This is a genomic window from Companilactobacillus sp. HBUAS56275 (assembly GCF_036913655.1).
Lineage (GTDB): Bacteria > Bacillota > Bacilli > Lactobacillales > Lactobacillaceae > Companilactobacillus > Companilactobacillus pullicola.
Window position 1 is genome coordinate 142,137 of sequence record NZ_JAYKKK010000003.1, and the last position, 14,196, is coordinate 156,332.

General features: G+C 35.2%; 13 protein-coding genes and 1 pseudogene. 2 read left to right on the plus strand and 12 right to left on the minus strand.

Annotated elements, in window-relative coordinates; translation table 11 throughout:
* Positions 1 to 36 precede the first annotated feature (36 nt).
* Together U8526_RS07200 and U8526_RS07205 are read left to right on the plus strand one after the other, a co-directional pair.
* Positions 37 to 711: a response regulator transcription factor gene (locus tag U8526_RS07200; protein WP_334341279.1), complete on the plus strand. Its 675-nt coding sequence runs from the start codon at positions 37 to 39 to the stop codon at positions 709 to 711.
* A gap of 11 nt (positions 712 to 722) precedes the next feature.
* On the plus strand, positions 723 to 1,715 hold the full coding sequence (locus tag U8526_RS07205) for a sensor histidine kinase (RefSeq protein ID WP_334341280.1): 993 nt from the start codon (positions 723 to 725) through the stop codon (positions 1,713 to 1,715).
* Positions 1,716 to 1,810: 95 nt separating this feature from the next.
* On the opposite strand, the gene relB is transcribed toward U8526_RS07205, so the two are convergent.
* The 12 genes and pseudogenes from relB to U8526_RS07265 form a co-directional block, all read right to left on the minus strand.
* Positions 1,811 to 2,038, minus strand: coding sequence for a type II toxin-antitoxin system RelB family antitoxin (gene relB / locus U8526_RS07210; protein WP_334341281.1), 228 nt, complete (start codon positions 2,036 to 2,038; stop codon positions 1,811 to 1,813).
* Positions 2,039 to 2,199: 161 nt separating this feature from the next.
* A complete protein-coding gene (locus U8526_RS07215) occupies positions 2,200 to 4,257 on the minus strand; it encodes a heavy metal translocating P-type ATPase (protein ID WP_334341282.1) in 2,058 nt (685 codons plus the stop codon).
* Positions 4,254 to 4,676 (minus strand): CopY/TcrY family copper transport repressor, encoded by a 423-nt coding sequence (locus U8526_RS07220; protein ID WP_334341283.1) that lies wholly within the window; start codon positions 4,674 to 4,676, stop codon positions 4,254 to 4,256. The genes U8526_RS07215 and U8526_RS07220 overlap by 4 nt, the downstream gene beginning before the upstream one ends.
* Before the next feature lie 503 nt (positions 4,677 to 5,179).
* Positions 5,180 to 5,380: pseudogene (locus U8526_RS07225) on the minus strand (helix-turn-helix domain-containing protein); the annotation flags it as partial.
* 10 nt (positions 5,381 to 5,390) lie between these two features.
* Positions 5,391 to 5,921, minus strand: a complete 531-nt coding sequence (locus U8526_RS07230) for a DUF2975 domain-containing protein (protein WP_334341284.1) — start codon at positions 5,919 to 5,921, stop codon at positions 5,391 to 5,393.
* Positions 5,922 to 6,243: 322 nt separating this feature from the next.
* Complete coding sequence (gene nrdJ / locus U8526_RS07235) at positions 6,244 to 8,484, minus strand: ribonucleoside-triphosphate reductase, adenosylcobalamin-dependent (RefSeq protein ID WP_334341285.1); 2,241 nt, start codon at positions 8,482 to 8,484, stop codon at positions 6,244 to 6,246.
* Positions 8,485 to 8,980: 496 nt separating this feature from the next.
* A complete protein-coding gene (locus tag U8526_RS07240) occupies positions 8,981 to 10,453 on the minus strand; it encodes an ArnT family glycosyltransferase (protein WP_334341286.1) in 1,473 nt (490 codons plus the stop codon).
* Between the two features lie 63 nt (positions 10,454 to 10,516).
* Positions 10,517 to 10,666: a hypothetical protein gene (locus U8526_RS07245; RefSeq protein ID WP_334341287.1), complete on the minus strand. Its 150-nt coding sequence runs from the start codon at positions 10,664 to 10,666 to the stop codon at positions 10,517 to 10,519.
* 169 nt (positions 10,667 to 10,835) lie between these two features.
* Positions 10,836 to 11,174 carry a hypothetical protein gene (locus U8526_RS07250; protein WP_334341288.1) on the minus strand — a complete coding sequence of 113 codons (339 nt, stop codon included), beginning with the start codon at positions 11,172 to 11,174 and terminating at the stop codon, positions 10,836 to 10,838.
* Positions 11,175 to 11,229: 55 nt separating this feature from the next.
* Complete coding sequence (locus U8526_RS07255; RefSeq protein WP_334341289.1) at positions 11,230 to 11,976, minus strand: hypothetical protein; 747 nt, start codon at positions 11,974 to 11,976, stop codon at positions 11,230 to 11,232.
* Between the two features lie 99 nt (positions 11,977 to 12,075).
* Complete coding sequence (gene ptsP, locus U8526_RS07260; RefSeq protein ID WP_334341290.1) at positions 12,076 to 13,803, minus strand: phosphoenolpyruvate--protein phosphotransferase; 1,728 nt, start codon at positions 13,801 to 13,803, stop codon at positions 12,076 to 12,078.
* Positions 13,803 to 14,069, minus strand: a complete 267-nt coding sequence (locus tag U8526_RS07265; RefSeq protein ID WP_334341291.1) for a phosphocarrier protein HPr — start codon at positions 14,067 to 14,069, stop codon at positions 13,803 to 13,805. The genes ptsP and U8526_RS07265 overlap by 1 nt, the downstream gene beginning before the upstream one ends.
* Between the last annotated feature and the right edge of the window lie 127 nt (positions 14,070 to 14,196).

The following is a 14,196-nucleotide window of genomic DNA, read 5'->3' on the forward strand; positions in this document are numbered from 1 at the left end:
ATAGTGTCTTCATTCTAGCACGGAGGGAATTTTAACATGGCTAAAATTATGATTATTGAGGATGATCAATCCATCTCCAAGTTAATCAGTGAGAACCTTGCCAAATGGCAAATTAATTCTTATATCACAAAAGATTTCAACAACATCATTGATCAATTCAATGAATACAAACCTGATTTAGTTCTTCTAGATATTAACCTACCCGTTTACGATGGCTATTACTGGAACCAAGAAATCAGAAAGATCTCCAAGATTCCAATTATTATTATCTCGTCCCGTAATTCCAACATGGACCAAATCATGGCAATGAACATGGGTGCCGACGATTTTGTGGAAAAGCCTTTTTCAGTTGATATTTTAGTAGCTAAAATAAATGCACTATTACGTCGTACCTATGACTTCACTAAAAGTACTAGCGATGTAATCGAACATAATGGCTTGAAACTGAATCTTTCCAGTGGCTCCGTAGAAATTGATGATAACAAAATCGATCTTTCAAAAAACGAATATAAACTACTTCAACGTCTATTAAAAGATCAGGGTAAAATTGTTACACGTGAACAATTATTGAACTTCATGTGGGACGATGAACGTTTCGTTGATGATAATACTTTAACGGTTAATATTAACCGTCTCCGTGGCAAAATCGAGAAATACGGACTCAAAAATTATATTGTTACTAAAGTTGGTCAAGGCTACATTATTCCTTAATGAGGTAAATTATGACATTTTTTAAATATTTAAAAGATCACATCTATTCAATTTTAATCGTATTGATTGGTGTTACCTTTGTCGAAATAGTTCTCTTTCTTGATCCTAACGTCGACTTTTATCCGGGAACATTAGTCTACACTTGGATTTTGGCAATGGTCTTTTTAGTAGTAAATTTATCAATTTCTTATAACCATAAGAAGGCATGGTATAAGCAATTAGAAAGCTACCAAGAGGATCTTTCTAAAGAACTCGTTGGGGCAAGTAACAATGAGCAGAAATACATTCAAAGTAAGATCAACAATATTTCTTTAGAATACCGCAACGAATTAACCGAACTCTATCAGAATCAAAAGGACCAACGTGAATACACCGAATCCTGGGTTCACGATATCAAAGTTCCCCTAGCTGCCTTAAAACTTTCTCAGGATGACGAGCTAGACAAAAACCTTATTGATGAAGAAATAGATCAGATTGATTACTTGGTAGATCAAGCGCTCTACTTTGCTCGTTTAAATAATTTTTCCAATGATTATTTGATTCAGGAACAAGACCTCAATAATATTGTAAAAGCCTCTATTCGAACCAATAAACGCCTTTTCATCAACAAACGTATCGGTATCAATTTGGATATTACCGACAAGAAAATTTTAACGGATGAAAAATGGTTAAGCTTCATTATTAACCAAATTGTCGCCAACAGTTTGAAATACACCGATCGTGGTGGAAAAATCTCTATCTTCACTACGAATAAAAATAATAATATCGAATTGCATATCAAAGACAATGGTATTGGTATTGCCAATCAAGATATCAGCCGTGTTTACAACAAAGGATTTACTGGTAGCAATGGTCGTCAATCAGGTAGTAAATCTACCGGTATGGGACTATATTTAGTTAAAAAGATGATCGATAAACTCGGTCACACAATTGATGTAAAATCACAAGTTGGTCAAGGTACTGAGTTTATCATTACCTTTCTTGATTTGCCTTATTACAAATAATAATCCTACTATTATCCATAAAAAATAGGTAGCAAATCCACAAATGTGGACTTGCTACCTATTTTAATACAGAATTATTCTATTTAAATTTTTTATTAGTAATATCGACTCATTGCTTTTTTCAAATCGTCTAATGTAACATCTTGACATTCATTCTTGGAATTTTGAAGTGATTGCTCGTAAAGTTCATCGTCAATGTCATCTTCTATTTTTTCAATAGCTACTGAGCGAAGAAAAGATGAAAGACTCATATCTTTCGATTTAGCATAATTGCGAATCACCTTTTCATCAAAATCATCCAAGTGGAAAGAGATAGTTGCCATCTTTCGTCACCACCTATTTCATATCACACATAGTGTAGCTTCATATACAAATATTTTCAATATTTTGGCTATTTGTAATTCAATATTATATAATTTTTATTCCATAATTTGAATTTCAAATATTGTGAATTAGTGACGAAATGTCTTATAACTATTTCAAATTACATCTTTAACGTTAGTGCATTGACAGCAACAACTACTGTGGAAAGCGACATAACAATGGCTCCAACTGCTGGGCTCAATATGAATCCAATTCCAGCTAAAATCCCGGCAGCAAGTGGAATAGCGACAATATTATAGCCAGCTCCCCACCAGAGATTCTCAACCGTCTTTTTATAAGTATGATGAGAAAGTTTCAAGAATTTGATAATATCGAACGGATCACTATTGTATAAAATCACATCCGCAGAATCGATTGCTACATCTGTTCCGGCACCAATAGCGACACCAATCGTTGCTGCAGCAAGACTTGGAGCATCATTAATTCCATCTCCGACCATCATGACATGGTGACCAGATAATTCTAATTGTTTAATCACTTTATTTTTATCTTCTGGCAACAATTCAGCTCTGAACTCATCGATGCCCATCTGCTTAGCCATAATTGCAGCTGCATTTTTATTATCACCAGTTAGCATAATTGGTGTAATATTTCTAGATTTCAATTCTTTGATGAATTCAATTGTATTCTTCTTAATACGATCACCTAAGGCAACAAATCCAAGAACTTTTTTATCTGCCACTAAGTAACTGATTGTATTTCCCTTGTCTAAATATGTTTGAACTAATTTGTTATCAACTGGAATATTTTCATTTTTTAGATACTTCATATTGACTAAATAATATTTGTGACTATCCAAATTTCCACTCATACCATAGCCCTTGATTGCTTGAACATCGTCAAAGTTAGCTATCTCAATCTTTTTATCTTTAGCATATTGAACAATACTATTAGCAATAGGATGACTAGATCCACTTTCAATCCCTGCAATAATTGAAAGTAATTTATCATCATCAATCGTTGAATCAATACTCTTTAATCCATTAACAGTAAACTTACCCTCAGTCAGAGTTCCTGTTTTATCCATAGCAATGTAATCAATCTTTCGACTATTTTCCATTGCTTGATTGTCACGAATGATCAAACCGTTTGTAGCAGCAATTGATGTGCTACGTGACATAACTAGAGGAATTGCTAATCCCAAAGCATGTGGACAGGCAATAACTAGAACAGTTACTAATCTATTCAAGGCTGTGTTCATATCACCAAAAATCAGCCAATAAACGAAGGCAATAATTCCGACTGTCAAAGCTGCATAGAATAACCAACCTGATACTCTGTCGGCTAGTAATTGCGTCTTAGAACGATTATTTTGTGCATCCGATACTAGTTTACTGATCTGTGACAAGTAGCCCTCGTTGGCGGCCTTATCAACTTTTACACGAATTGTACCCTCTCCATTGATTGAGCCACCGACAACTTTACTACCAACTTCTTTTTTAACAGCTTTTGATTCACCAGTAATTAGAGATTCATTGATATAACTGGAACCACTAATGATATGGCCGTCTAATGGTACTGATTCACCGGCACGAATTTCAACGATGTCTCCATCTTTAACCATTGAAATATCGTGATCCATTGTTTTTTCCTCATGAACCATATGAACTTTATCGGGAACTAATGAGGCAATTTTCTGTAAAGCATTACCTGCATTCATGGTAGATTTCATTTCGATCCAGTGACCTAATAGCATGATCACGATCAATGATGAAAGTTCCCAGAAAAAATCCATTATATGTTGTGACGAATGAATTAAATCGTTCATCACAAATGCATACAAACTATAAATATAAGCAACGCTGATACCCATTGTGATCAAGGTCATCATCGCTGGCTTCTTCTCTTGCAATTCTCCTTTAGCACCAGTAATAAATGGCTTCCCACCGTAGAAATAAAGAATTGTTGCTAAAACCAACACGATCCAATCAGATCCAGGAAATTGAACTTGGAAAGGTAAATTTAAACCCATGAATGGTGATAATACAAATACTGGTATTGCCAAAACAAGCGAGATCCAAAATTTCTTTCTCAAGTCCCCCATATCCATCATGTGACCACCGTGCATCATCATGTGGCTATTGGACATGTCCATTCCAGACATATCCATCTTTGAATGATCGTGATCATCCATTTTCATTCCATTCATATCTTTCATGATAAGTTTGCCTCCAAACAGTTACATTTGACTTTCTCTGGAGCTGTTTTGGCCTTAATACTCAAGGCTTCAACAATGTCAGAAATATCGCTTTGAGAAATCTCAGAGTTTTGTACTAAGTCCTTAATTGCTTCTCCCTTACGCATGCAACAAAGACTATCGAATAAATTATTAACACTCTGATGAATTGCCAAGTCCTCATCTATCAATGGCTTATATACATATGGACGTTTAGTTTCATCAGCTTTCAAAAAGTTTTTCTTCTGTAAACGAACAATCAGAGTTTTAATCGTGGCAGATTTCCAATCAGTCTTTCGTTCAAGAATATCGATAACTTCTTTACTAGTTGCCTCTCCCAATGTCCAGATAATCCTCATTACTTGCCATTCGGCTTTACTCATAGCTTCTATTTCTTTCATATCGCCACTTCCTTTTAGGTTTACATTTGTAATCTTCTCAACAAAATAAGTTTACAACTGTAAATCTCATGTGTAAAGTATTACGCTCAAATAATTTTTTACATATAAAAACAGTACCTATTAACGAACCACAATCCTCTAATTAAAGAGATTATATATTCCAAATAGATACTGTTATTTTTAAGCATTTAGAAAGAATCTGGACCAACTGACGACCACTTGTATCCTTCAGATCTCGATAAGATCAACAATTGGTTCAAACGATCCGAATTAGTTTGGTCTAGTTTTGATTTGTTAGACATGTTTGCCAAAACAATTCCATCCACCGTTTTGGCGGCAATCACCTGTGGAGGCATTTTCTTTTCGTTAAGATACTTGCCAGCCGCCATCAAAGTTTTAATAACATCTGGATCAAAATCCGCTTGTTCAGATAAGGAATTATACATTGCATTAACAAGTTCAAAAACCTGTTGATAAACTGTTTTCTCCGGACTAATTGCTTTTTCCTTTTGATACTCTAAAATATCACCTGGTTGGCAATCCAACACTTCACAAATTTTTTCTAAAGTTGCAAAACGAATCCCCTTTGCCTTACCAGTTTTAAGAATTGATAAATTGGCTGGTGTAATATCAATTTTTTGAGCCAATTCTTTTGAAGAAATTTTTTTCTTTAACATTATTAAATCAAGATTTATTTTAATCATTAACAATCACCTAAATCACGGTATCTGAGTCATGTTGTAACTCAAAGCCGTACTTAAATACTAAATATAGCATATAGATAATCGCCAAAAGTATCAAATAACTCCCTACTTGTCCCCATGAATTACTAAAGACCGAACTCAAATTTCGACCATTTCCGTATGAGAAGAAAATCATACTAAACACATTACCTAAAATGAAAATTCCAACAGAACCCATCATCAACTTCATATTAACTACGTTTGCTTCTACAAAGAAATCGTTCTGAGCAATGTTATTAATAATCTTACGTAAAGCATACAAGGCAAACATAATACTTACTAAAATCAATAAGGCATTTAAACCACTCAGTTCCAACATCCCTTTACTTAAATTAGTTGGCTGTAAAACATACTTCTTTAATTCTGTTGCAGCTTCTCCGGAAACAAAGAAGACAGCAACGTTTGCAAAGATTACGGATACCGCTGCAATCCCACAGAAAACTTGAGCGATAACAGTCAAAATTGATAATACTTTTAAAATAAGGCTTGATAATTTTTTCATTTCAAGCACCCCCTGACTTGTATTCTAATACAGATAGTTATATTTGTTAATCGATATTTTGATATTGTTTTACGATAATTATACAGTCAAAAAAAAGATGCAAACTTGTTAAATTTAGTTTGCATCTTTTTAGTTTTTCTATTCTTAGATAACCATGGTTCTCTGTTATGTAGTGGAAACGAGTTCCACTCTCTAATAGAAACGAGCTGCGCAGGGGCAACTCCTTCCGGTCAAGTCAACTTTCTCTGTCGGCTGCTTCGCAGCCAACTGAGAAAGTAGTCTTGATCCTCGGGAGCTGAACGCCCCTGCTACGCTCTCTGCTCTATCTAATTGGGCAAGCGCCACCGGCACAGTCTGATTGATCGACTAATTCGATGTCTTTCTTGTCGTGATTATCATTTTGTTCAGCAAACACTGCTGCAACATTTTCATTAACTTCTGATTCACGTTCTTGATAAACTTTCTTATCAATTGGTTCCTTAGGAGCTTGCTTGAAGTCAGCACCACTGTATGGCAATAGTGAAGTTGACTTTGTTACGTGTCTGTATTGATACATCAATGGTGCAATTTGATCTGCTTCTTTTGGTTGGAAAGTGATAGTACAACTTACCGCATTATCAGACCAATATGTTTGTAGAAAGGCTTGTGTAGCAAATTGTTCAGCAATTGAAACTGAACCAGCTGAAGCAAAGTTAGGGTCATCAGCATTGGCAGCCTTAACTGGGAATTCTACGCACATTGTGTGTTTTGTGTAAACGTCAGGTTCGATCTTGTACCCACAAGCCTTTAGAGCTGGCAACAATGGATCACTATCTTGGAATCTGATTCTTTGAATTAAGTAACCTGCATAGTGGAAATGCATACCTTCGGATACACCAGCTAATTTAGCAACAGTACCAGATGGTTTAACTGTTGTGTGCTTAACTGAAGCTTTGCATCCTAATTCCTTTGAGTACTCCTTGTCAGCTGCGACAACTGAATGATATAAATCATCAAATTTCTTAGCGACACGTTGATCGTAAATTGGTTTTTGAATAGTATCTCCTGTTTCAGGATCTGTGGCAGTTTCAAAACCAGTCACAACACGATTACCGAAAGTTGTCAAAATCCAGTCTTGAATACCAGACATTGAAACTCCGATACGACGATTCTTTTGAATAACAGTTCTTGAAACTTCCCAATCGTAGTTACTAAATGTAACACGCTTAGTATATCTAGCAGCCAATTCAAAAGCTTCTTCCAATGACCAACCTTGTTCTTGAGCAATCAATGGGAAAACTTCAAATAGGTTACATGGTTCACCGTTACTTAGAGAAATCTCACCACAAGGATTAGTTCCTTCAACGCCATCATCGATACCTGGTTGGTATCCATCAATAGCACGGCCATAATTACGTGACAATTCCAAGTTCACAATTCCTGGTTCACCATTATGAGTGATGGAATCAGCAATTGGAGCATATTTATTGAACTTCGAATCAACGACAACACTGTTATTTGAAGCCCAACGGTGATGATAAAGTTTCTTTTGATCTTGTTTCATGGTAATGAAGTCATCATCAGTAGCACCGCCTAAAGCTAATTCAGCTGAACGACGAACGTTACCAGCAACAACTGTTTTACCAATCAAATTACCCATGTCGGTACAATCAACCGAAGTTAACTTTCTACCAACAGCATTATTTAAAACTTCGTTGATGTCAAAGAACATTTCGATCAAAGGAACGGGACCAGAAGCAGTTCCACCAAAGCCCTTGATCTTTTCACCCTTAGCACGGATCTTTGTAATATCCAAAACAACATCTTTCAAACCGTCATTAGTATCGTTAAAGTGAGCATCGATCATATTGGCATTTCCAACAACCCAACCTTCACGAGTATCAGGAAGTTCATAATGACGTGTATTCTCAAGCTCATGGCTCTTTAACCAATCATCACGGTCAACAGCACCGGCAGCGATTGAATCGTCGTATGAAGCACTTTCTTTGCCGATAATGACTGTTAAGTTAACTTTATTGTCTACGATAGGCATTAGTTTCATATTGCTTGGCACAACAGAGAAACCAACACCGCCACCCTTCATCAATTGATCAAACATGAATGAAAATGGCATTGAAACGGCTAATTGATCTTGCTTTAAGTAAGAAGGCACAATGTGACTGTCACCATACTTTTGTGGTCTGATGGCAACAAACCAGCAATTGTTCAAAGCATCACCATTACGGTGTTGATATTCCGTTCCGGAAATCCAAAGATTTCTACCTGATGGTGTTGCGGCTAAACCGTAAACCAACTTATAAAGATTTTGAGCCTCATTAACTAAGCTGGCATATTGTTCCTCAGTTAATGAACCATCTTTCAAACGTGGATCAAGGTTGATGTTACCTTCAATCACACGTTTAACTGTTTCTGACCAATTCTCAGTACGTCCAAGTTCTGGAATCCAGCGGGCATAAGTACGCTTATACGTAACCCAGCCTAACTCGCCCCAGTGGGGTTTAATTGTTTTTTTAACTTCATCGATAAAGTCGTCTGATAAAATAATTTTATTAATCGTATTCATTAATATTCACTCCACACATTTGAAATAACACAATATATAGTACCCTTAATCTTTTCTGATAACAATATATAGTGAACAACTATTTCTATTGACATTTTAGGAATAGTTTTTGCGTATTGATATTTAGGCAATTTAAAAAATTAAAATATCCAATTCGGATATTAATTTATAATTAAAAATTCAAAGTCGCAATTACTATTCTAATATCTCTCAACTTTGCTTAGCAATGATTTTTTTAATTTAAACTCTGGGACAAATTTCAAGTATCCCGACTCAAATTTTTTCCTTGACTTGGTCAATCAATTGCCAGACGAACGATTGAAGCTAGAATTTTTTTGGAATCCTATTGAAAAATTTAATAAGAACGAGAATGTCCTGTATCCTGTTTCAAAGAATACTTTTAAATAAAAAACTTTCACATCGACCATAAACAGTCGACACGAAAGTTTTCTAGTACTACTGATAAAATCTATTTTCAACGGATAGTTGTCAAAAATCAAAAATCTTTTTCTTTAATAAGTCGATACAATCCTAAACTTGCCAAAATTGCAATAATCGGCAAAAATTCAATTCGATATCTTCCCTGAACCTCAATCAACAGCTGAGCTGCTGCAAAAGCCAACATTGGCAAAAGCAACAAGTAAAGATTGTTGCTGAATTTAGTTTTAAACAGTACAAACGAACCGATCCAAGAAAGGATTATCAAAATAATCGAACCTACGTAACCCAAATAATCGACTCGCTCAACAGTTTTAGCGGAATGATTTTGACTATAGCCGGTAAAGTTTGTTGCCATTGTCCGTTGTGACCATAATCCACCGACCTTGTTGATAAATAAACTCAGCCACTTATTATTTTTATTCAAATAAGTTATTTCCTGACGCAAAGCGGCTTTTTCTTTCTTACTCATCACTTTACGAGGCTTACTAGCATCAATTAAACGGTCCATATCCGGAGAATAGGTCCCATTTGACTGATAGTTAAGGCCGGTTACAAACTTCCACTCAGGGTCATAATTTGACAATCCATAAGCATTCAGACCTGACGCTTTAATTCCCCAGCCTGCTAATGAAAATAGAACTAAATAAACCATTAACGATAACAAAATTTTCAATGGTTTTCGATAATTAAATTTACCATTTTCAAACATTGTATAAAGAAGCGCAAAGACTACGATTCCAGCCACAATAACAGGGCCAATAGGTCTAATTAGACAGCCAATTGTCAACGTAACGCCCGATAAAATGTAAGCCCACAATTTGTCTTGCATAATCAAATAAAATGTTAATAAGTAACACAGTGACCCTAAGTATTGGTTGCTAGCCTGACTATTTAGAGCAAACCAATCTAAATCGATCATCAAAAGTAACACTGCTAAACGTGCCATCTTAATATTTTCAAAAATTTTCACAACTAATAAATATGTGAAAAGTAAAATTAGTGCTTGATAAATTACATTCAAAAATTGAATTGCAAAAATATGATAACCAAAAATCTTTACAACACCTAAAACATAGGCCATGTAACCCGATTGATAAGCAAAACGCGAGAAATAATCATTATCGGTTTTATAAAGCTTATCCCCATTGAAAACTCCTGGCACTCGAGTCCAGAAATTACCAAAATCACTCAACTGGGTCTGCGGTACCACTAAAATCCAAGTCGTTGCTACAATCATGAAAATGAGCAACATTCCCAATAGAATAGATATATTAATTTTCTTATTACGGTCATTGACTTTAACTAAAAAGTAGCCAACCGCTCCAACCAAAATCAAGGCTAATAACAAGCTTCCCCAATTAAAGGCTCGATTAACGGTCGCATAATTTTCAGCATAAAACATTGACATTTTGATTAAAACTAACGTCGTAAATATTGCTAAAACGCCTAAAATAAATTTGCTGATGCCATTTTGTATTTTAAGAATTTGAATCCCCCTCTTCACTGTAAGACGTTCAACATTCTTCAATTCTATCACGCCGAATTAATTATTGTGAAATTGATAGGGAATTCAAAAAAATCAAATTTTATATTATTTATTATTTGAAGAACCATCAGGTCTGGTTGTATCTTCACCAAAAATACTCTTAGTATATTCCTTAGTGCCATCGCTATATTCAACTACCAAAGAAAGGTCTGGCAACATTTCCACTGAAACGACCTTAGAAGTATCCTCATCCATTTTTCTGTCCTCTTTATTATTTTAATAAGTTGAAACCGATTACATTATAAGTTTTTACTCAAATTATCGCAATTAAAAAACAAAAAAATAACAAAACCAAATTTTGATTTTGTTATTTTTCGTTTTTTTCCGATATTTCAATACTTCCTTATTTTTAAATCCGATAAAATCATTTTTTAAGAACTTCACCATAGCGAAATTGAGTTCCCACAAAATACGTAATTGCTGACATAAAAATGGCCATCAATCCGAAAATGATCAATGAAGTCCAATTGTAATATCCACCGGTTAATAACATAAAGATGAAATAAACGACGAAATATATACCATAAACAATTCGCTTGCTCAATTCCGACACTACTTGAATTAACGCTAATAAGAAAATCAATAAAATTTCCCACGGAAAGTTGCTGAAAATCCCTCGATGCTGACTTAGGTTGATAACACTGGTAATGACGATCCAGATTCCAATGAAAATCAAAAAATTTCTGATAACTTTATTTTTCATTATTTCCCCTCCCTGTGGATAGTGCTTCTACTAGCGTAACATATTTATAAAAATTCTACTTTTGATTAAATTTATCGGTCAATTTATAAATATTTTTAAAGTTATGTTTGGCGGCACTATTATTGAAAGCCGGATTATTAATTTGATAATTACCATTAACTTTTACCCAAAAAGTCGTCTCTGGATTATTGATGGTATAAAAATTACCCGTATTCAAATTAAATTTTTGATACATCTTCTGCTGTTGGTTATTCTCGGGATGATAATTTCCAATTCCCATAATCAGCTGACTACCAATTTTAGGCATAGGAAATGTAGCACTTGGATAGTAAATAGTTTTCTGAGAATTTTTTATTCCATAATCACCATATAGATACTTACCTTTGGTTAATCCTCCTGCAAAAACCGTTTTAATAGTCTTACCTTGAAGACTTTTATCACCACTGATAACTTTACTAACATATATCGTTGCCTTCGTCTCAGGAGCTATGGGACGACTTATCATTGACGTTAGATTAATTAATTGTCCTTCAATTAAATACTGATTGCCATTCTCTAAACTCTTTAATGTAGTCGCCGTATCATCATAACCTTTTGGAATTTTAATAAAGGCATTTTTATATTCATTTTGATCTAATACCTTTACATCTTTTAACTTTTTATTCCAATTTTTTTGGTTAATCTTTATCGTATTATTACGTTGTTCTGTCTTCACCCGTTGATTGTGAGTTGATGGTTTATTTTGACAGCCACTCATTAAAAAGACACTCATTATCATTACAAATAGAACTTTTAGTTTCATTAATTAGGACACCCATTTCTTTGATTACTAAAAGTGTATCATGATATAGCTTTTATTTGGACAAAAAAAAGAGCCCGCTAAGCGGACTCTATTAATTAACTATTTTTTATTAACGTATTCGTCAACAAGTTTCTTGTTATCTTCGTTAGTGATTGATTCGTTAACAGCACGATCTGCCAATGTAGCAAGATCTTTTGTGCTCAACTTCTTCATCAAACTTCTTACACGAAGAACTGATGTGGCACTCATTGAGTACTCATCAAGACCCATGCTCAATAGCAATGGAACCATTGTGTTGTCACCAGCAGCTTCACCACACATACCAGCCCACTTGCCCTCTTTATGAGCTGAATCAATAACATGCTTGATCAATCTCAAAATTGAAGGGTTGTATGGTTGATATAGGTATGAAACATGTTCATTACCACGATCAGCAGCCATTGTGTATTGAATCAAATCGTTTGTTCCAATACTGAAGAAATCAACTTCCTTAGCAAATTGATCTGCTAAAACAGCAGCGGCTGGAACTTCCATCATCATTCCTAATTGAATGTCGTCAGAAACTTCTACACCATCTTTAACTAACTTAGCTTTTTCTTCTTCAAAGACCTTCTTAGCATCTCTGAACTCTTGCAATGTACCGATCATTGGGAACATGATACGCAATGTACCAAAAGCAGATGCACGAAGCAAAGCTCTTAGTTGAGTTCTGAAGATTTCTTGTCTATCCAAACTGATACGGATAGCACGGTAACCTAAGAATGGGTTCATTTCTTCAGGAAGTGGTAAGTATGGCAAATGCTTGTCACCACCGATATCCATAGTACGGACAACGACAGCCTTACCTTTCATTCCTTCAAGAACCTTCTTGTAAGCCTTGAATTGGTCTTCTTCTGTTGGAAGACTTTCTGATTGCATGTATAGGAACTCTGTACGATACAAACCGATACCTTCGGCACCATTTTCAATAACACCTTGTAGGTCATCTGGAGTACCGATATTAGCAGCAATATCAAAGTGTTTGCCATCAGCAGTAACTGTGGCTTCATCCTTTAATTTTTCCCATTCTGCTTTTTCTTCAGCAAAGTCTTTAGCTTTTTGTTGATACTTCTTAATATCCTCATCAGAAGGATCAACAATAGCTGCACCACTTAAACCATCAATAATAACTGTATCTCCGGCTTTAACATCTTTAGTGATTGTGTCAGTACCAACAACAGCTGGCAATTCTAGTGAACGTGCCATAATAGCTGAGTGGGCTGTACGACCACCGATATCAGTAACAAAACCTTTTACATACTTTTTGTTTAATTGAGCTGTATCACTAGGTGTTAAATCATGAGCAACGATAACAACTTCATGGTCGATCAATGCTGGATTTGGTAAATCAACTCCTAGTAAGTGAGCCATGACACGCTTTGTAACATCACGAACATCGGCTGCTCTTTCTTGCATATATGGGTTGTCTGTCATTCCTTCAAAGATAGAAATGAAGTTTTCGGATACATCATGTAATGCTTGTTCAACATTAACCTTTTGATCCTTAACCTCTTGTTCAACTGCACCCGTAAATTCTGGATCAGCCAAAATCGCCTTATGAGCATCAAAAACTTGAGCTTCTTCTTCACCTAGAGATTCTTTAGCGATATCTCTGATCTTTGTAAGCTCATCATCTGATGTTGAAATAGCATCCTTAAGACGGCTGATTTCTGCATCAGCATCTGAAATACTTTTCTTAGTGAAAGACAAATCTGGTTGAACTAAAAGGTATGCTTCTGCAGTAGCGATACCATCACTAGCTGCAATTCCCTTAATAGTTTTAACCATTATTCTGCCAATCCTTCCTTTGTCATTGTTTCTGTAATAGCTGCAACTGCTTCAGCAGCATCGTCACCGTCAGCAGTGATTGTAACGTCAGCACCTTGGCCAACACCAAGTGACATAACACCCATGATTGACTTCAAGTTAACTGATTTACCTGAGAATTCAATGTTGATATCTGAACTGAACTTGCTTGCTGCTTGTACTAGCATTGTTGCTGGACGTGCGTGGATACCTGTTTCTGCGATAATGTGAAAATCTTTCTTTTCCATAATTAATACCTCACCATATAATATAAAATTCTGTAGTAACACTACAAATATTCACTAATTAATTTACCATTATCTCTTATTTTTCACAAGGGCTTTGCTTAAAAAACAGCAAGATAAGTCAAGTGTG